This is a genomic window from Sporomusa termitida, assembly GCF_007641255.1.
GTDB lineage: Bacteria > Bacillota > Negativicutes > Sporomusales > Sporomusaceae > Sporomusa > Sporomusa termitida.
Genome location: NZ_CP036259.1, coordinates 3322423 through 3342810, shown reverse-complemented (window position 1 = coordinate 3342810; position 20388 = coordinate 3322423). Strand labels below are relative to the sequence as shown.

Here is a 20388-nt window from a genome sequence, read left to right as displayed (position 1 = left end):
GATCTGTTTGTACCAGTATGCAACCTATTAAAGATAAAAAAGTAAAGCAATAGTCAACCAAGGACGGTAAGAAAACGTAAAGGAATGATCTGCGATTTTAAATCATATTTATAAAGTCATTTGGAACCGCACTCGCGCCTGTTGGCAGGTGGTATCTGAATTGGCGAAAAATAATGGCCGGGCGAAATCGGTCCGCCGTCGCTGTGGCGCTAAAAGTTTAGCACCGGGGACGGAGGTACTGTCGTGGCCGCAAATAAGTTGTGCGGCGGAACCTGCTGCTGCTGACGGCTATGCAGTCAATGCGCGTAACTATATGAGCAAAAAAGCCAGGAAAAAGGTAATCTGCGCGTCGATTGCGGCGACCTTGGGAGTAGTATGCGTACCCACAGCAGCATGGGCGGCTGACGGCGTGACGCTGACAGGCGATGGAATTATTACATATGGTAATAATGTTGGCGGAAGCGCCTTCTTTAAAAATTATGATACGGTCTCAAATCCGGTTCAATCGACTAAGCCGTCTACGCTTGATAATATTACGAGACCCTTTAACCTTTCGGCTGGTACTTTGAGAGCAGATTGGTCTGAGTATGGATCTCCAGCTAGCGCGGGAAATAATTTGAATAATTTTCCCTCCATTCCGACAACTCCTCAAATTAACGGTGAAAATGCAAACGCTATTGCAATGCGCGTTTATGATCAGGAAACCGATAGCTATAGTTATAAAGTAGTACAAACAAACTCTACTCAGACTATTGTTACTGGAAATATAGTTAAATATCTTAATAATTCGCTGTTTCAAACAATAGAAGTTCAAAGAGAAATATATGCGGCAATCGGTGATGAAGCTCAACTTAAAGCTGTCATGGAAAAATATCTGCCTGAATTTTATTTTGTGGTGCTGAATGAGGAACAACTGCAAGCAATCAATGCTTTAGGCGATAACAGCGCTAATGAAACTACTATTGCAAATAGTCTATATGATTTTTCGGTGAATGACTCGAACGCTATAGGGTTTAATGTTAAGCTGCAAATGGCGAAAACTGGTACTGTTACAGGCTCTACCGGTCATAAGGCTTATACCTATGACCAGGTTACCGTAACTGGCACCTGGCGGCCGGATGATAGAGCGATTATCGTAGAACCCTCCGATGCTGTGACTTATAAAATTAATACATATTGGATAACAGGACCGGATGGAGCGTCCTATGCGTTGGATTATGAAGGAAATTTAAAGGTGACATCGGATGCCGGTGTCAGTAACTCCGTAGGCGCTGCCGGAACGCAAACCCCGCTGAATGGTTCTGGGGCTAAAACGGTAATTTCAACCCAAGAATTAATTACCGGTGAAAACAGCCTGATCGATCTTACCTATGTGAATACGGTCGGCGGCAGGGATTCTTTAGCCTTCAATGATAACGGCGGTGGTTTCAAAACAGGCTTGACATATGAAAGCGGCGGTAAAACTGTTGATGCTTATGTTCCTACCGGCCGCACCTTACTGGCCGATACAGCCATCTTGGGCAACGGTACTGCTTTTCGATTAGGCAAATATGGAATTATAAAGGATGATGGTAGTTTCGCAGGTTCCAGCGATAATGTATTGATTGGGCAAGCGAATCAGGCACAAAAGGAAATCGACGCCAACGCGAAAACTACCTTATATTACGAAATAGGCTGGGTGCCGGGGATTGGCACCAGTCCCTTCGGTGAAGGCAGCGACGCGGGCAGCATCGGCATCTATAACGGCGCGGAAAACTTTGAAGTGATCGGCCGGGCAACCACCGTCGACGGCATTTTCAGCAATTATATGATTACGCCGGAAATCACCCGTTACGATAATTATTACCAGACAGAAAACAGCAAGCTTAAATACGCCCAGGATAGCAACGGCAATTATTATAAAAACGATGGCAACCACATTATTATTATTATGAATGCCGACGGCACCGTGCCCTTCCGCGCTGCCGACCCGGAAAACCTGACGCAGGAAGAATGGGACTATCTTAAGTCTCAAGGTGCCACTACATTAAGCAACACCTACGACAATACGCAAGGCACGGCCTGGCTCGTCTCCAAGTACACCTACGAGGATACCGGCGAAATGGCCGAGAGCGGCAAATCAGCCTCCGAAAACAGCGCGGTGTTGCGGAATGTCGCTAAAGCCAACAATCTCAATATGTTCCGCCGCGCCGACGAATTGCATCTGGCCAATCTGAATCCGCCGCTTGCGCCGGCGGAACGGGCTGGCGAGCTGCGTGAAAGCGTGTGGGCCGCTGTCTGGCATGGCAAATATGACAGCGCCGCCGGCTATGGCCGCCGTGCCGACCAAAGCTATGACGGCATCCAGGTCGGTTACGACAAATTATTAAGCAAGCCATTCTGCGGCGGCAGCGTCTATACAGGCTTTTATATCAGTAAAATTAACGGCGACAGCCATACCGCCACCGGCGGCGGCGAGCAGGACAGCCACGGCATTGGCCTTTACGGCAGCTGGGTAGGCGATAAAGGCCACTATGTGGACGTTGCGGTCAACGCCGCCAAAATCAAGAACGAATACTATTTTACCGCCAATACCGGCGACGGTACCATCGGCCGGGTCGACGGCAAGAGCAATACCTGGGGCTACGGGCTGGGCCTGCAATACGGCAAGCGCAATCTGCTGGCTGACGCCTGGTTCTGGGAACCCTCGCTGTCCTTCTTCCTCGGCCATGTGGACGAAAACAGTTACGCCCTTGGCAACGGTCTGCACATCACGGAAAAAGGCTACGACACCGCCATCGGTAAAGCAGGCTTGAAAGCGGGCCGAGACTTTGGCGAAGGTGCCCAGGTCTACGCCGGCGTCAATTACGGGCATGACTTTGCCAGCGGTCAGGATATCTACCAGCGGTACGGCACTTCCAGCCGGCGCATCGATACCGCCGGCGGCCATGACAGCTGGTGGGAATGGCGCCTGGGCGGCAGAGTCAAGATCTCGCCGACCGGCATTTTTACCCTGGATTACCTGAAAACGACCGGCAGCGACGTCGGCAATGACTGGAGCATCAACGGCGGCTTCAATTGGCGTTGGAGCGGCTTCGGCAGTGGCAGTAATAAGTCGGAGCAGGCCTTTGACTATGCCCCGCCAGCAGCAACTGCTACGACCGTGGTCATCGGCAAGCCGAAACCAATGCCTGAACCGGAAGCGCCGGCAGCGACAGCGTCTGCCATTCCTGGTATTGAAGCTGGCTTGCCGGTAAGCGAAAGCGAGCTGGCAAGCCAGCAAACCGCAGGCCAATCCGGTACGGAGGACGCTGCGGAGTACACAACGGAAGCTGCAACCGCAGCGGATAACGCCGGCCCGGCTGCTATTGATTACACGCCGGCCAGCGGCGAATATGCCTTAGCCCCGATTACCGTCGAAGCCTCCCGCCCCGGCTGGGAAAAGAAGCTCAGCCCCGGCCAGGTCAGCGTCATTTACCCGCAAGCCTTTGAGGGCGAGCAGAAGAACCTGCCGGAGCTGCTGGACCGGGTGCCGGGTCTCTTTATCCAACGCATCAACGGCGTCGGCCACTATACGGTAGCCAGAATGCGCGGCTCCACGGCGGCGCAGGTCGCGGTCTTTGTCGACGGCGTGATGATGAACCTGACCGGCGACGCGGCCGTGAATCTGTCCGCGATTCCGGCGGAAAATATCGAACGCATCGAAGTCTACCGCGGCTATGTGCCGGCCCGCTTTGCCGGCGCGCCGATGGGCGGCGTCATTAATATCGTGACTAAGAAACCGCAGGAAGGGCAGGGGCATATTCGTCAGGGCGTACGCTCCCACGGCGGCTATACGGCCGACTACGAATACAGCATGCCCCTCGGCAGCGGCAGCCTCCTGGCCACCTTCAGCCGCGATATCTGGCAGGGGGATTTTGACTGGACTTATCCAAGTAATTATTATGCTGATAAAACCTTTACCCGCCGCAGCAACGATTATCAGAACAATAACGGCATGCTCAAATGGCAGGGTGAGCATTGGACAGTCAAGGCTGCGTGGAAAAAGCTGGACGAAGGCTTGGCCAAAGCCATAGTAGATAGTTATCATAATTATAGCAACAGCCCGTATTCAGATGGCAGATTAAAAATCGATTACCAAGAACTGCTGATCGGCCGCCGGGATACGATAGGTAATCTGGACTACGGCTGGCATGTGGCCTATCTCGACAGTGACAAGCATTACACCAATACCGGCGGCTATCGAGCAATCGCCGAGCTCAATAAGCCGGAAACTGACTATTTACCCGGTCAACTGTGGGGCAATTATCATTCCAAGAAATGGAACGGCAACTTGAACATGGCGATGAAGATGGCGAACCATCTCCTGGAATTTAACGCCGACCTTACGCGCGAAACCATGCGGACCAACGGCAACCGCTGGGATTTGTCCCAGGAAGCCATCGATCGGCAAACCGGTGTAAACTATACCATCCGCAAAATGCTGTCGAAATACAACAACCGTGAGTACCACCTGACCCTGCAGGATACGGTTACCTTAAATGACGCCGGCGATTTGAAATTGACGCCGATCCTGCGGGCCGATAAGGTGGAAATGGAAGGCTTGGGGCCGATGGGTTCCGACGACAGCCGCTGGCGGTATTCCGGCGGGGTGGCGCTGCAAAAGCAAATCAATGACCAGTGGAGCTTCAAGTCTACCTGGGGCACCTATAACCGCCATCCGAACTTCTATGAGATTTTCGGCGACGGCGGCTTCATCGCCCAAAACTATGTCTTCTCTCTAGCCGGTGAAGGTGGGGTCATTGATGCCGGCCTCTGGGAGCGGGGCAGGCAATTTGACTTCAGCCTGAACTGGCAGGGGGAGATGGCCAATGCCGACACCGATACCATCCTTACCTACTATAAACGGCGGGCGGAAAACCAGCTGGTGCTTTGGACGCCGCGCGGCGGCAGCGGGCTGAGCGCGTATTGCCCGACCGGCATCATCGACGTCTACGGCCTTGAGCTCTCCCATAACATGAAGTGGCAGCGCGTGAACCTGGCTGTGGCCGCGACCTGGCAAAAGAGCAAGGAGCTAGACGGCGGCCTGGGTTATAAATACAACTGGGCGCAATCCGGAGCCTCCTTTGTGCCGGAATGGGTCGTCAGCGCCCGCCTTGATTACTTATTCCCGGGCGACAAGCTGAATGTCTTCGGCGAATACCGCTATACCGCGAAAGAAGTGCTCCGCGGCGAAGATTCAAGCGGTGAGGATAATCCCAATGTTCCCACGGATGTCAGGGATGCTTATTCCTTAGTCGATTTAGGGATTAAATATAAATTCGACAAAAACTGGCGTCTCAGCGCTGGCGTTAACGATGTCTTTGATCAAGGCAAGGATGTGTATATTACTAGAAACATGAATCGCGATATGACTCCTTCCTACTATCCTTTGGCCGGGCGCACCTATTATACGACCATGGAGTATCGCTTCTAATGGTATGTCGTGCGGCGGGCCGGGTCCCTGTCCGTTGCGCTGCATATAGATATTGCCTGATAGCGGGTTAAGGCAATGTGGCAGCGGGAAAGACCGCAAAAAAATAATCAAGGAGTGTGAAAAATTATGGCTTTCAAAGTAGGTTTAGGTCTCGTCGGTGCCGGGTACGGCACAGGCTGGTTTGGCAGCGTTGGAGAAACGGCTGCTTCCAGAGTCCATATTGCTGTGGATCGTATTTTAGCCACGGTGGACCGGTCGTCTGACCCCCGGGTTATTCCGATTACTGCAGAGGCCAGCCCCGTTACAGTAGCCAATTATTATACTTATGGCACGCCAGACGATAGCGGTTTAGGCAAGCAAGGGAGAGCCTTGTATGGGGTTTATAACCCGACGCCTGCCAACTGGCAGCAACTAACAACCGCTCAGGCAAACCAGACTGTCGAAGGAGCCGCCAAAACCTGGTCGGTGACCAATCCTTATGGCGCAGTTGTGTTTGGCAACGATTTTTACTTGATCGATAATGACAATGTGGATACGCTGCCTCCTGGTTCCACCGATCCTACGCTGCAGTATTCGGCAAGTATTTACAAGTATGATTTATCCGGTGCAACGCCATTTGAAGAATTGGGAGAATTTTACCGTTTTGTTCCGGGCAGCAGCGGCGGCAATACCTGGAAGGGCGCCGGTACAGGGTTGGATTTATACACTGAGGGAAGCAACAATTATTTAATTGCTACTTTTAACCGTTATACCAATGTAAATTGGACTTATACCTATGGACCCTCCGATTTGGTTAAAATCAATTTGAGTACAAGCGCGGCTACCACAGTTGCTGTCAATGGCAACACCAATGGGGTTGTTGTAGAGGGTGAGTATGCTTATGTAACTTCTGTTGGCGGCGCTCAAGTTGCTAATGGCAGTGACCTTTCGCAATTGCAAGTTGTTGATATTACTTCGGCAACTCCTACAATTGTAGCAACCTTGACTACTGCCGAGTCGGATGCTTTACTTACTACCGGTATCGGCTATACTCAAGGCGACTATACGGATGTTGCTTTTGTGAATGGTAAGGCCTATGTTTTGCTTGCTCAATATGATACTAGTTACAGCCAGTACAAATACGCTATCATTCAAACCACAGAAGATAGTTTGCGGGGGGGAGCGTTTGATCCTGATGATGATAAGTTTGTAATTGCTACAGTCAACCCGGCATCGCCTTGCTTTGCGCTATTGCCTGGAGGAGATAATAGCTTGTACTTTGTAGATGGGGTTCATGTCAATGAGATTAATACTAGCGGTGATATTGATGCTACAGGAGCAATCAATCCAATTGTTGCGGCAAGTGACTTTTCTAACAGCGGTACAGCAGGTTATGTCCTCAATACGGCCGGTATCGTCATCGAGAAAACTGCGCTGGTAAGACCAAGGGGCGTTGCTCGCGCCACCGTTACGAAGCTGGCGAAACGTCTGGCCCGTCCGGAAGAACTGGAAAAAAGAAAATAAGAACAGGTAAGGGTACTATAGCTTGATTTTTATTGGTTATTTCATTACTGCCGTATCGTAGCCATGCGCAAGCGCAAGCTGTACGGTACGGCAGTATTTTACTTCCCCTGTACAAATCGTTTGTGCGGTGAAAGTAAAATACTAAAAAAGCGGGTGAAAAGATGCCGGAAGAACCAATAAGACCGAAAATAAAATTATTGCTGGTCACGGCTAAGCCGGCCGATGGCCACAGCGAAATTCATGTATTGGAGCAGCATCTCGGTGACGTCTGCCCCCACTCGGTGGACGTGCTGAAGATCCGCGCTTTGAGCTGTGACGATGTCGTTAAGGCGGTTCAAACCAATCTTCCCGATATTGTGCATTTCTACGGTGAATGCACCAGCGACGGCCGTCTTCATTTTATTGATGATCAGGGACAAGTTGCCGATTGGTGCGGCAAAAGTTTTTTTTTGAAAAGAATCAGTGCGGCAGTGGCGGAAATAAAACTAGTTTATATCAACGGAAAAATTACCGCGAAAGAAATCGGCGTAAGCAATGGTAAAATAGCGGCAATCGTAGGCATGCAAAAGAAAGCGGACGATGATCTCAGCCGGCGCTTTGTGATTCCCTTTTACGTTGCGCTGGCTTTCGGCAATCCGTTAGGCCCAGCCTTTGCCAAGCTCTGGCAGGCATTGCCCGAACAAGACCGCAAGCTTATCCTTTGCTTTCGCCTTGATCTGAACCCGGATCAATTTTTCCTGCGCGAGCAATTGAAAACTGCGCAAAATTAGCAAGTGCCGGGTCAAGCCGCCCCTTCAACGCCTCCTGAAATTAATTTGTTGGTTTGCGCAAGGGCAGAAGCTGCTACCGGTTTTCTGTCTTTTTGCTTATTTTTATCATGCTTGGATTTAATACCCTTTATCGCGAAGGCAATGGCTAATTGCCCGTTTATAAAGTACGATTTAATTAGGGGGAGGACGCATGGAACAAAGTGATGACCTTAGAAAAAGTATTCTGCAAAAAAAAGCGGATTTGACTAAACTAAAAAGCGACAAGGCCCAGGCCCTGCAAAAAGTAGCTGAGCATAATCGGATTATGGTCAGAACCATTTCGCCGGGGGGCCTGCATGGACTGGCAACGACGGCGTCGGCCGCGCCGACCGTGGATAACCTGTTTGAAGCTGCCAAAAACCAGATCAGGCAGAACGCGCAAAAAGCAATCGATCTGGTCGCTGCCATTGCCGGGCTGGAGCAGGAAATTGCCCATATGGAGCAGCAGCTTTATGCCGCCGACCAGCTGGCCAAGAAAAAAGCCCGGCAAAAGGTGAAACGGCCCAAACCCATTGTAAAAAAAGCGGCCGAACAGGTTACTGTCCTGTTCCTGGCAGCCAATGCCCTGGAGGATGCTCCCTTGCAGCTCGACTTCGAAGCCAGAGCCATCCAGGAAAACATCCGCAAATCCGAATACCGCGACGCCATCAACTTTGTCACCCGCTGGGCGGCACAGCCCCTGGACGTTTTGCAGGCCATCAATGAGACCAGTCCGCAGGTGGTTCATTTCAGTGGCCATGGTTCAGAAAGAGATGAGCTGGTGCTGCAGGGCGATGACGGCAAACCGACACTGGTGCGTCTGGAAGCGATTGTGCAGGTCATGCTGAGCGCCTCCGACACCATCCGTTTGGCATTTTTTAATGTCTGCTTTTCCGACGATGAAGCGGCAGCGGTCGTCAAGTATGTGGAGGCGGCCATCGGCATGAAAACCCAGATTAGCGACGAGGCGGCCAGAGTGTTTGCCGCTCAGTTTTATTCGGCCCTCGGCTTCGGCAAATCCCTGCAGAATGCCTTTGAACAAGCGAAAGCGGCACTGATGCTCAGCGGCATACCCGAACAAAATACGCCGCTTCTGTATGTCAAAGAAGGTCTGGACCCGGCGCAGCTCGTATTAGTTAAGACATAAAACAGCGAGCCGGAGAGGGGAAGCATCATGCAGCAACAAGAAATCCGCCTGGACCTGGTGCCATTTATGGCTAAAGGGATCGCGCAAAATGCAGCCGCCAGGCGCGAATTGGACAAAATTTGCGCCGCCGGCGGCATCCTTATTGATAGCGCCGTTGCTTCGAGGCGGCAGACCTATAATAGCTATTTCCGGGATAGTGATGTATATACGGAGCTTTATTGCTTAAAAGCCACGGACCTAATCATCACTTCATTTCAAGAAGACGAAGATGGCCAAAAAGCGGCTGCAGCATTGGACCAACTGCTGAAAAAATGCTGGAAACAGATTTATACCTATATAAAAACTAATGGCAAAGAAGTTCGGTTTGAATCGTTCTGGCAGTTTTTAATGAAGAAAGCAATCCGGTTAACAGCTCAGGAAATGCGGAATTTACCCGCTCCTCCGCTGCCGGTGTTAACCGGAAGGGGGCGGCCAATTAAGCCGTACATCAAGAAAAAAGACATGCTGGACGGGGATTTTGCAATTTTCTGGCATTTGACTAATGCTTTTGGCAAGACTCTCACCGAGCAGGGAACAATGTTTCATTCCAATTTTACTGCCCATCTGCAAGCTCAGGAAAAAATGACCAGGGGGCAACAACCACTTGCTCTAACGGACAGGCAAAAAGAATTGGCCGATGAGCTGTGGCACTCCATCGACCAAAAATTAAAAGGAATTCCGGCCAGCTTGGACGAGTATTTTCATACTCTGGAATATACCCGTAACGGCAGCGGATATCTATTTAGACAGGAAAATTTCAGCGGCTTGCCCTTCGACGAGATTGCACGGGTGCCGGTGAGCCGCCGGGAGCTGAGGCGGGCCATCGAGGCAATGGCGGCTTCGCTGCCGGAAGCAGTTCAGGCAACCGGCCAACTGAAACAGGCCGCGCTGGATCTTTTCACGCGAACGTTGCTGATCCGGGCCTGCGCTATGGCGTATGATAAACTAAGAACCCTTGCTTTGAACTGCATTAAACAGGAAGATAAGACAACGGTCAAGCGTCTGCAGACCAAGAAACTGAAAGCAGAGCTGACCCAGGAGCAGAAAAAGAACGCGATGTTGGAAGAAAAGCTGGCGGCTAAGCAAAACGTATTGAATGAACTCCAGCTTAAAATAGATAAAAATGAGATCTCCCGTCAAAAGGAAAGGGAGCAGTGGCAGGCCAAACTGGACGAGGCCAATCAGTTGCTGGCCAGTCTGCTCGCCTCTCAAAAGGAAGACGAGCCGGAAATGGAACTTAGCCCAGAAACAATTGAAAAAATAGCACTGCTCAAAGTCGTAATTATCGGCGGGCGGGCAGATTGGCAGCAGCGGCTGAAGCACAGATATCAGAGTTTTACCTATATTTCAGCGGAAGATGTAAAATTTGACCTAGCGGTGCTGAACACCGCCGATGTGATTGTAATCAACTGGAAGTGTTTGGGTCATAGCTTGTTATATAGGGCCGTTCAGTACGCCGGCAAACGCAATAAGCGGATGGTTTATCTTAGTAACAGCAATGAAAAGCATATGCTGGAAGCGTTATGCCGGGAATGCATTCTGTCTACAGCAGAAAGGAGTTAGCAGGGATAAAAGTGGCAGCTCCTTCAATATAGCAACCTTAATTCCTTTGATTTATAATGATATTGGGAAAAGAAGCAAGAATATAACTAATGGAGGAGTTTATGACTAAACTCATAGTGGTAATTTCACTTATTTCTTTAAGTGTTGTTATAGCAGGCTGTGTAAAGCAAGCGGCCAATGAATCGCCAACCAAGTCGGTAAGCGATACGCAAAACACAGCAGCTATTCAGCCCCAAGCTGACAAAATAATAGCAACACCACAAAATGGCGCCACTACTTCGGCCGGGACAACAATAAATCAGGAGATATTTTATGGCCAGTGGGTTATTAAGAAAGTACTGGCCTATGGTCCGGTAGGAACTTATAGTCAGGATGACATAAAAAGTATAGCGGGGAGAAAGCTAAGCTTTTCCCAAGAACAAGCAAGCTGTTTTGGTGACCAATTAAAATATGTAGACGATATAGCGATTAACCCTGTATATAAGAAAACGGTTGTTTCTGCAAGTGATTTTGTAACCGCCTATCGTCTTACACTTGCTGCACTTGGTATCACGAGCGATGCTATTAGCCAAATCCAGGCGGCAGATGCACAAGGCAATGGCTGTATTTTCTTTATTAAAGATAATGACACTTTAATTCTGGCCGGGGGCGGGGTATTTTTTGAGCTTGTCAGGGCAAGGTAATACATGCTCCGTTTCAGTCTCCTGAAAGAATCTGCTCTAACTTGCCGGGATATAGAACCGGCTGGATAACAGCGATGTCTCATTTATTTTGAGATATCGCTGTTATTGTTTTCTTTATTGAGTAGTGTCTTCAAACTGCCTCCTGGTGATCAGAATGCTGTTTGCGTGCATATATATGGACAAAATCATTTTTTGTCTCTCTATTGAGTATATTAAAGCAAAAAAACAAAGGATTTAAAGTAGAATATAGAGAAAATTACAAGTACTTCATCTTTCTTAAAAGCGATGGAATAGTTTGCGTAGATTTTTTCGCAATGCAAGGCGGAGGAGCCGCACATATCGGACATATTGACATATTTAATCTACAGGGTAATAGCCCGGGAATATATGTGTTTTCGACTTGTTTTGGCAAAAGTAGGTTGACATTTCGACAAAAATATTGCTATAATCTACCTAATTAAACATTCTGTGGTTGATCAGAAAGCTGAAGACCTAACACGCGCCATTAGCATGGCAGTTTAGGTTTGCAGCTTTTTTTGTTTGTCTTAACCGTTTTACAATGCAGAGACGGATAGCCCCAGGAAGTGTAGGAGTGAATGATGTGGCGTTAGAAACAGGGAAAGAAAAACAAATCTCCCGGAGAATATCACTTACCGGCCTGGTTAACCTCGCTAATAACGGCATTGTTCCTCTAACTTTGATTTTCTGCTGGTGGTATTTAAGCAGCAGCGAAATCTTTCCGCCGATTTTAATGCCGCCGCTAACCAAGATATGGAGTGCCTTTACCAAGAACTTAACAAACGGGCTGCTGGCAAAAGACTTAATTTCCTCCTTATCCATCGTTTTGCAGGGCTACATTGGCGGCAGTCTGTTAGGGTTGACAGCCGGGATTTTAATGGGGATTTTTCCCCGGGTCAAGCGATTGTTTGATCCGGTGCTTAACGGGCTGAGGCAAATTCCGCCCTTAGCCTGGATTCCGCTGTTGATATTATGGTTTGGCATTGGCGATGCATCAAAAGTAATTTTAATTATTACCGGTTCCTTCTTCCCGGTTTTATTAAATACGGTGAACGGGATTACCGGTGTGCCCCAAGGTCTGTTAGAATTTGCCAAGCTGTATAAAATCAAGAAAAGAGATATTCTCCTGCGCATTTATCTGCCCGGGGCCTTATCGTCCATCTTCGTTGGGCTGCGGCTCGGAGCCAGCACGGCCTGGATGTCCATTGTGGCGGCCGAAATGATTGCCGCCACCGCCGGCGTCGGGTACAGGATTAATGACGCCCGCAACCTAATGCAATCTGATGTGGTAATTGTATATATGATTTTAATTGGTTGTATCGGCGGCATAATGGATTTCGTTATTAAAGCAATAGCCAGGTATGTGCTCAAATGGCAACGAGCATAGGGAGGGGCAGGCAATGGGATTTGACTTACATATTAATGCTTTGAGTAAAAGCTTTTGGGTTGGGTCTGAGTCGATACCAGTATTGGATAATATTACTCTCGATATTAAAGAAGGGGAATTTGTCAGTATCGTTGGCCACAGCGGCTGCGGCAAAAGTACGTTGCTGAAAATTATTGCCGGCCTTGTTGAATATTCGGCCGGAACAGTACTTTGCGGCGGTCAGGACCTGCGGGAATCGGACGTACACAGAGGCATGATTTTTCAGGACCACAGGCTGCTGCCGTGGCTGACGGTGGCGGAGAACATTGGTTTTGGTTTATATGGCCTGGCTGAACAGGAAAAGCAGGGCAGAATACGCGAACATATTGAGCTTGTGGGCTTAAAGGGGTTCGAAAAGGCGTATCCGCATCAGCTGTCCGGCGGTATGGCCCAGCGGACGGCAATTGCCCGCGCGTTTGTACACAAACCGGATATTTTACTTTTGGATGAGCCATTTGGCGCGTTAGATGCATTAACAAGAATTCAAATGCAAGATGAGGTACTAAAGATTTGGGAACAACAAAAAACGACGATGATTCTTGTTACTCATGATATTGATGAAGCAATCTATCTGGGTGATCGCGTTGTCATTAATACCAACCGGCCGGCATCAATCAAAAAAATATTTACGGTCGATCTGGCGCGGCCCCGGGAAAGAACAGGCCATTACTTTAGCTTGCTTAAGGCCCAGATAATGCAAGAGTTTTTTGACTCGAAAAAACGTGATCCTGAGTATTATCTTTAAAAAAAATTGGAGGGAATTGTATGAGATTGAAAACGTTTTTGGCTGCCTTACTGGTATTGGGGGTATTTGTTGCCGGCTGCGCCGGTAAATCAAGTCCAACGGGCGCCGGCGAAGCGGCAAAAGTTGTGAGAATTGGTTATGTCGATAGTGGTAAATCCTTTCCCAATGATGCCCTGGCGATCGCGATAGACAAAGGTTTTCTAAAAGCAGAGCTGGATAAAGCCGGCTATCAGTTAGAGGCCATACCGTTTACCGGTGCCGGTCCGGCCATTAATGAGGCGATCGCCGGCAGCAGTATTGATATGGCATCGTCAGGTGACGTACCTGTTACCATTGCCAAAAGCAACGGCGTCGATACGGTTTTAGTCGCCGCCGAAGTGGGCTTTAACGATGCCGCCCTGGTGGTGCCCAAGGATGCAGGCGTAACGTCTATCCAGGCTTTAAAAGGGAAAAAGGTCGCCACCCTCAAGGGTTCGTATATGCATAAATCGCTGGCCGATATGCTTACTGCCAATAATTTAACAATCAACGATATTGAATTTGTCAATATGACCTCCCAGGATGCGGCGGCAGCGATCATCAGTAAAACGGTTGACGCCGCAGTGCTTTCCGCAGTGCAGGAAGCGCAAATCGTTAAATCCGGGCACGGTGTAATTTTGCTGTCTGGCGCTGACAACCCCGAGTGGAAGGGCAGTCACGGCATTATCGCCCGCAGCGCCTACGCACAAGCCAATAAAGAAGCAGTTACCGCAGTGGTCAGTGCATTGATTCAAGCCGGTGAGTATGCAAAAGCCAATAGTCAGGAAGCAATTACTATTCTTGAGAAATCAGGTTACCCGCTGGAGGCCCTGGCCCTGTTATTCCCTGATCAAAAAATTGATTTCAACGTGGTGGCCGGCGATGCGGCCAAAAAGGCCTTTGCCGGCGTTGCCAACTTCTTATTTGCCAACGAATTAATCAGGGACAAACCTGATCTGGATCAATGGATTGACAGCAGCTATTACCAGGAGGCCAGCAAAGCCATAAAGAAATAAGCAGAAAGAATGTGAGAATATGCCGCCAATTGTTGATGCGGGTAAATGTATAAGGTGCGGAAAGTGTGCCGAGATTTGCGGGCTTGATGTCTATGGCCCGGCCAAAAAGAAGGCGGTGCCTAGCCCCATCTATAAAGACGACTGCTGGCATTGCAACGCCTGTGTCCTGGATTGCCCGGCGCAAGCGATCAGGCTGAAATTGCCGTTGCCGATGTCGTTATTATATAGAGAAGCAGTTGGTGCCGGGGGCCGGAATCATGATTAAGATAAAGCAGGAAGCAATAGAGAGCGATGTCCTGGTGGTGGGCGGCGGTATCGCCGGTTTAATGGCGGCGATTGCCGCGGCTGACAGTGGCGCCCAAGTTGTTCTTGCCGATAAAGGCGATACCAGAAGAAGCGGATCAGGGGCGACAGGCAATGATCATTTTACCTGTTATATCCCCGAGTATCATCAATGTACAGTGGAAGAATATCTGGTCGAACACAACATGTCCCTGGTGGGCGGTAATGCCGATCCGAAAATCCAGGCCATATTTGCCGCAAGATCGTTTGAGGTGGTAAAGGACTGGCATACATGGGGTATTGATATGCAGCCGCATGGCGAGTGGGAATTCAATGGCCATGCCTATCCGGGCCGAAGAAGAATATTTTTGAAATATAATGGGTATAACCAGAAACAGGTGCTTACCGACGAAGCCCGCAAACGGGGCGTGCGAATTGTCAACAAAACCCCGGTTATTGAGTTTATAACCGATAGTTCCCATAAAATCATCGGTGCAGTTGGCTTGGACATTGCGGCGGCAGAACCGTCATTAGTACTGTTCCGCACCAAAACGATCATTGCCGCTACCGGCAATACCAGCCGGTTATATCCGTCAATCACGCCTACTAAATTATTTAATACAGCCCATTGCCCGGCTAACGCCGGCGGGGGGCGGGCCGCCGCCTACAGAGCCGGCGCCCGGTTGATCAATCTTGAAATTCCTAATACCCATGCCGGTCCTAAGTATTTCGAACGGTGCGGCAAAGCAACATGGATCGGGATCCTGAATGACCCGGAGGGAAAACCGGTAGGGCCATTTGTAACCAAGCCCACCCGGGAGCTAGGCGATATTACTGCCGACGTCTGGCATTCTGTATTTACCGACAAAATGCAAAATGGCACCGGCCCTGTGTACATGGACTGTTCAGAGACCTCGCCCGCGGATCTGGAATATATGCGGTGGGGCTTAGAGTGCGAAGGCGATACCTCGCTGCTGGATGCTATGGAACACGAGGGAATCGACCTTACCAGGCATAAGGTCGAATTTACCAGATATGAGCCCATTCTGATTGGCCGGGGCATCGAAATTGACGAACAGGCTGCCACCAATGTTAGCGGCTTGTATGCAGCGGGTGATGAAGTCGGAAACTTTCGGGCCGATATTTCCGGGGCGGCAGTTATGGGACGAATTGCCGGGGAAAATGCTGCCCGCTATGCCCAGGACAGTACATTGACTAATGATAATTTGGTGGATCACTGTACTGTTGTTGAAAAAACCGCTTTTTGCAATGTTTTGTTATCGCGGGCGGACGGCGAGCCCTGGCAGGACCTCAATGCGGCCATTCAGCAAATTATGAACGACTATGCCGGCGTGACCTTTGTGCGTTCGGAAAACCTTCTCACCACCGCGCTGCTTTACCTAGACCAGTTAGAGCAAAAAGCGAAAGCAGCCATTGGCGTACAAACAGCCCATGAACTGATGCGCGCCTTAGAATGTTTTGATCTTCTGCAAATTGGCCGTTTGCTTTGCATCACTGCCAGAGAAAGAAAGGAAACAAGGGGCTTGCACAAGCGTTCGGACTATACGTTCACCAATCCGTTATTAAACGGCAAGTTTCTGACGATTGCTGAGGCCGCGGGTGAAACCCGGTTGCATTGGCGTGAGCAAATTAAATAAAAGGTGCACTATCCAACTCGGGCCGGGGCAGATTATTTTCCGTTTGTGTTTCTAAGTATGGGTTATTCTATCCTTGTGCCTCATGGTGCAAGGATTTTTAACTGTAAGCTGCTTAACCAGACCAAAATTGCGAGGTGCTTTCATGGAATATATTAAGATAGCAACAATAGAGGACGAATTTGAGGCCCAATTACTGGCCGCAATTTTAGCAGAGCGTCAGATCAAAATATTATCTGAAATCTTTTCATGACAGTGCCTATGACGGTCTTTTTCAAAGAAATTTTGGTTGGGGCGCGCTATTTGGCACCAAGGACAATGAAAAAGAAATATTGGAAATACTGGATGATATTAGAAAATCAGGTTAACAAGCCTCAGGATGCCTCCGCTTGCCAGGCGAGTCCGGCTAAAACGCCGGCTTTACGTAATATAAGCTAAGTGGTAGAATTAACGGGGATAAAAGCGAGGCTTGGCTGCCGGCGGGGCCGGTTCGCAGGGGCTAAGAGGAGGCAGTTCGTAGTGACGCCACTACACAAGGTGGCCATTTTTCTGATGCTTATGGGCAGGGAAAAGGGCCAACGCATCATTGCCTTGATGGATAACGATGAGATTAAAGCGGTTGTTGCTGAAATTCGCAGCCTGGCAGTGCTTTCCCAGGCCGGCAAAGCGAGCGTCAGAGCTGAGTTTAAAGAGTTGGGCTATGACGAGCAGATGAATCCGGCCGCGGTGCTGACGCTGATGCGGTTTTTGTTTAATGGCAGTAAAATTAGTCATAAGGGCTGATCGGGGCGGGGCAAAAGCTATGTCCCCGCAGCGGTAAAAGACAAGGCAAGAGACCGGTGGTTGCATACCACCGGTCTCTTGCCTTGTCTTTATTGCGGCTTATCAGTAAGCCATTTTCGTTATGGCTTGCTGCAATTCACTGATCGCCTTATTTAGCCGCAGCACATCCTGTTCCTCTAGACGTTCAATTTTCTGCTCTAATAGCAGCATTGCTTTTGCTTTTATGCTCTCACAAATGTTCAAGCCGGACGCGGTTATGCCTATGCGGATAATTCGCCGGTCAATGTTATCGTATTCTCTCCGGACAAAACCTGCTGCCACCAGTTTATCAATAATCGGTGTCATCTGCTGCTTGGACATAAGCATTGCCTGGGAAAGTTCCGTCATCGTGGCCTTTTTTTCTCTTAGCATCGCCAGTACATGCACTTGCGCCGTAGTAAGAATCGTTTTAAATTGTTGTTCAACCGGCCTCACAAACTCCTTATCAAGGAGCGGAATTAAATGAAACATCATTTCAGCGGTTTTTACGCGATCCAAAACAAGCACTCCTTATTTTTTATTGACAGGATATCATAATAGGATTAATATATAATATAGTAAATAAAACTTTACTATACGCATATATTGAATATATTTGGATGTTAATAGTATATTAATATTTATATTATATCATGAGTACTACTACAATCCAAGCCAGCATTCAACACTGCGCTTGCTCTGAGGCGAATCCCCAGCATTCACAAACAGAATAATTTTTTCAGGAGGTTTTAGTATGAAGAAATACCAGCGGTATTTCCTGGCAATTATCCCTGTCGTCATGCTAATGACAGTAACCCCGCCGGTGTTGGCCACGGCGGTGGAGTTATCGGTAGCAGACAGTATCGCCCTGGCCTTACAGAATAACCATGATCTCAAATATGCAAAATCGGCCAGGGAAAAAGCGTATTGGGCCATGAAAGCAGCCCGGAGCAATAAAGGACTCTCCCTCGATTTTACCCATACCGACCAGCGCTACAACACGCCGCCGGCGGCGACCGGAACCTCTACATATGAATATACGTCAGATTTTGCGAACCAGGTCGCGCTCACCTTGCCGCTGTATTCCGGCGGAAAGCTGGAGAATCAAATAAAACAGGCTAAGCTTGAGCTTACGGTGGCCGATCTGGAGGTGGAGGCAGCCAAACAACAGCTGAAGCTGACCGTGGTGTCCAATTACCTTACCGTGCTGGAATACCGTAATGAAGTCCAAGTGAATCAGGAGACGGTCAGGAACTATGAGGAACACCTGCAGCTGGTTAATGATAAATTTGGCCTGGGCCTGGTAGCAAAGACCGATGTGTTGTCAAGCCAGGTGGATCTGGCCAGTGCTCAGGATAATCTGGTAAAAGCCCAAAATAATTATACCAATGCCGTAGCGGCCCTGAACAATGCGATGGGGTTGCCCCATGCGGCCGAGGTTACGCTAAAAGATGAGTTTACTTATGAAAAATATCCTAAAACGCTGGCGGAATGCCTGCAGTATGCCGGGGAGCACCGGCCCGAGCTGGTTCAATATGAGGCCAAAATCGCCAGTGCCAATTATGATGTGGATATCGCCAAAAGCGGCCGGCGGCCGGCGGTTAATCTGACGGCCGAGCAGGGCTGGTATGACAGCCATTTCGTCGGCGCGAAAAATAGCAACTGGCTATTGAAATTAACCACATCGATCAATGTGTTTGACACCGGTTTAACCAGTGCCAACGTTAAGCAAGCCCGCCATAATGTGGATATGGTGCTGGATAAGGCTGAGCAGCAGCGTGATACTATCCTTTTGAATGTCCGTGAGTATTACTTGAGTATGCAGGAAGCCGAGAAGCGGATTGATTCCAATAAGGTATCTGTCAACTATGCCGCCGAAAGTCTAATGATCCAGAAAGCCCGGTATGAGGCCGGGATTGGCACCAACCTTGATTTGCGCGATGCGGTATTATCGCTGGACTCGGCGCAAAAGGATTATATCCAGGCCTTGTATGATTACAATCTCAACAAAGTTAAACTGGAACAGGCCATGGGCTTACCGGTGCAGTAACCGGGGGAGTGGGAGGAATGACAATTGAGTATCAAGGGTTCAAAAAAACTGTACATTGGCTTGCTTGCTGCCGTTGTTTTGCTTGGCGTTGTGGTTGTACGCAGCGGGATATTGTCCAAAACACAGCTGAATACAGCCCCGCCGGCGGTAGTAGTAAAGGCGATGCAGGTAGTAACGCGGGACACACCTGTCAACCGTGAATTTGTGGGCCAGGTAAAGGCCAAGAGTGAAGTAAAAATCATGTCCAAAGTAGCCGGGAATGTTGTGGCGAAGATGGTGAACGGCGGCGATACGGTCTATAAGGGCCAGCCTTTGTTCCAAATCGATAATAAGCAGTACCGGTCGGCGATTAATTCGGCCAGGGCTACGTTGCTAAAATCGCAGGCCACCCTTAATAATACCCGGAAAGACGTAGAGCGCTATCAGAAACTGGCCGCGGTCAAAGGGGTTGCCCAACAAACGGTAGATGCCTATGTAGCCCAGGCGGAAGAAGAAGCTGCTACGGTGGAGGTCAACCGGGCCGTCCTGCAGCAGGCCCTTGAGGATGAGCAGGATACCTTGATTGTTTCGCCGGTTGACGGCCGCATTGATGTGAATGATGTAAGTCTCGGTTATTATGTGGCCGCCGGTTCGACAACAATGGCTACCGTTTCCTCCATCAATCCGGTTTGGGTGCAGTTCAGCATGAGCGAAACGGAATACCTGAATTATCTCCGGACCGGCAACGGTTCCCTGCCGGCCAGCTTTAAGGAGCATCTGCAGCTGGTATTAAGCGACGGCACGGAATATTCGCTCATTGGCCGGGTGGAGCAAATCGACCGGGGAATCGACAATACAACAGGCACGATTACGCTCAAAGCCAGCTTTGATAATCCGCAAAACTACTTGCTGCCAGGGATGTTTGCCCGGGTGGTTGCGCAGGAAACGGTGCGGCAGGGGGCGTTGCTGATTCCCCAAAAAGCGGTTAAGGAAGTGCTGGATACTACCTTTGTTACCGTCGTGACCGAGGATAACAAGGCCGAAAGCCGGCAAGTAAAGCTTGGCGACAGGATTGGCGATATGTGGCTGGTGGAAGAAGGCCTTAGCGGCACCGACCGGGTGGTTGTGGACGGTATCGACAAGGTAAAACAAGGCAATGCTTTACAAGTAACAATGATACAGCCGGATGCACAGACTCCGGCTCAGCAATAGGGGGCGTT

The 20388-nt window shown here is 49.4% G+C and carries 15 protein-coding genes; 14 read left to right on the top strand and 1 reads right to left on the bottom strand.

Annotated features, from left to right (window positions below):
- The first annotated feature begins 148 nt into the window (after positions 1 to 148).
- The 12 genes from SPTER_RS15740 (at position 149) to SPTER_RS15685 (ending at position 17121) form a co-directional block, all read left to right on the top strand.
- Positions 149 to 5455, top strand: coding sequence for a TonB-dependent receptor domain-containing protein (locus tag SPTER_RS15740; RefSeq protein WP_484376702.1), 5307 nt, complete (start codon positions 149 to 151; stop codon positions 5453 to 5455).
- 126 nt (positions 5456 to 5581) lie between these two features.
- Positions 5582 to 6958 carry a hypothetical protein gene (locus SPTER_RS15735; protein WP_144351247.1) on the top strand — a complete coding sequence of 459 codons (1377 nt, stop codon included), beginning with the start codon at positions 5582 to 5584 and terminating at the stop codon, positions 6956 to 6958.
- Positions 6959 to 7119: 161 nt separating this feature from the next.
- The gene (locus tag SPTER_RS15730; protein ID WP_144351246.1) at positions 7120 to 7728 is read left to right on the top strand and encodes a hypothetical protein; all 609 of its coding nucleotides are present in this window, start codon (positions 7120 to 7122) and stop codon (positions 7726 to 7728) included.
- Between the two features lie 190 nt (positions 7729 to 7918).
- Positions 7919 to 8893, top strand: a complete 975-nt coding sequence (locus SPTER_RS15725; RefSeq protein WP_144351245.1) for a CHAT domain-containing protein — start codon at positions 7919 to 7921, stop codon at positions 8891 to 8893.
- Positions 8894 to 8920: 27 nt separating this feature from the next.
- Positions 8921 to 10495, top strand: coding sequence for a hypothetical protein (locus tag SPTER_RS15720; protein ID WP_144351244.1), 1575 nt, complete (start codon positions 8921 to 8923; stop codon positions 10493 to 10495).
- An 89-nt stretch (positions 10496 to 10584) separates the two neighbouring features.
- Positions 10585 to 11178, top strand: coding sequence for a hypothetical protein (locus SPTER_RS15715; protein ID WP_144351243.1), 594 nt, complete (start codon positions 10585 to 10587; stop codon positions 11176 to 11178).
- A 601-nt stretch (positions 11179 to 11779) separates the two neighbouring features.
- Positions 11780 to 12583 carry an ABC transporter permease gene (locus tag SPTER_RS15710; protein WP_170233298.1) on the top strand — a complete coding sequence of 268 codons (804 nt, stop codon included), beginning with the start codon at positions 11780 to 11782 and terminating at the stop codon, positions 12581 to 12583.
- A 13-nt stretch (positions 12584 to 12596) separates the two neighbouring features.
- Positions 12597 to 13367 (top strand): ABC transporter ATP-binding protein, encoded by a 771-nt coding sequence (locus SPTER_RS15705; protein WP_144351241.1) that lies wholly within the window; start codon positions 12597 to 12599, stop codon positions 13365 to 13367.
- 20 nt (positions 13368 to 13387) lie between these two features.
- Positions 13388 to 14401, top strand: a complete 1014-nt coding sequence (locus SPTER_RS15700; RefSeq protein WP_144351240.1) for an ABC transporter substrate-binding protein — start codon at positions 13388 to 13390, stop codon at positions 14399 to 14401.
- Positions 14402 to 14420: 19 nt separating this feature from the next.
- A complete protein-coding gene (locus tag SPTER_RS15695; RefSeq protein ID WP_144351239.1) occupies positions 14421 to 14666 on the top strand; it encodes a 4Fe-4S dicluster domain-containing protein in 246 nt (81 codons plus the stop codon).
- On the top strand, positions 14659 to 16341 hold the full coding sequence (locus tag SPTER_RS15690) for an FAD-dependent oxidoreductase (RefSeq protein ID WP_144351238.1): 1683 nt from the start codon (positions 14659 to 14661) through the stop codon (positions 16339 to 16341). Before SPTER_RS15695 ends, SPTER_RS15690 begins: the two co-directional genes overlap by 8 nt.
- Before the next feature lie 516 nt (positions 16342 to 16857).
- Positions 16858 to 17121 (top strand): hypothetical protein, encoded by a 264-nt coding sequence (locus tag SPTER_RS15685; RefSeq protein WP_144351237.1) that lies wholly within the window; start codon positions 16858 to 16860, stop codon positions 17119 to 17121.
- A gap of 102 nt (positions 17122 to 17223) precedes the next feature.
- Here SPTER_RS15685 and SPTER_RS15680 read toward each other — a convergent pair whose 3' ends face one another.
- The gene (locus SPTER_RS15680; RefSeq protein WP_246105317.1) at positions 17224 to 17658 is read right to left on the bottom strand and encodes a MarR family winged helix-turn-helix transcriptional regulator; all 435 of its coding nucleotides are present in this window, start codon (positions 17656 to 17658) and stop codon (positions 17224 to 17226) included.
- Between the two features lie 235 nt (positions 17659 to 17893).
- Here SPTER_RS15680 and SPTER_RS15675 point away from each other — a divergent pair, with 235 nt between their 5' ends.
- A complete protein-coding gene (locus SPTER_RS15675) occupies positions 17894 to 19189 on the top strand; it encodes a TolC family protein (protein ID WP_144351236.1) in 1296 nt (431 codons plus the stop codon).
- A gap of 24 nt (positions 19190 to 19213) precedes the next feature.
- Positions 19214 to 20380, top strand: coding sequence for an efflux RND transporter periplasmic adaptor subunit (locus SPTER_RS15670; RefSeq protein WP_144351235.1), 1167 nt, complete (start codon positions 19214 to 19216; stop codon positions 20378 to 20380).
- Positions 20381 to 20388 lie beyond the last annotated feature (8 nt).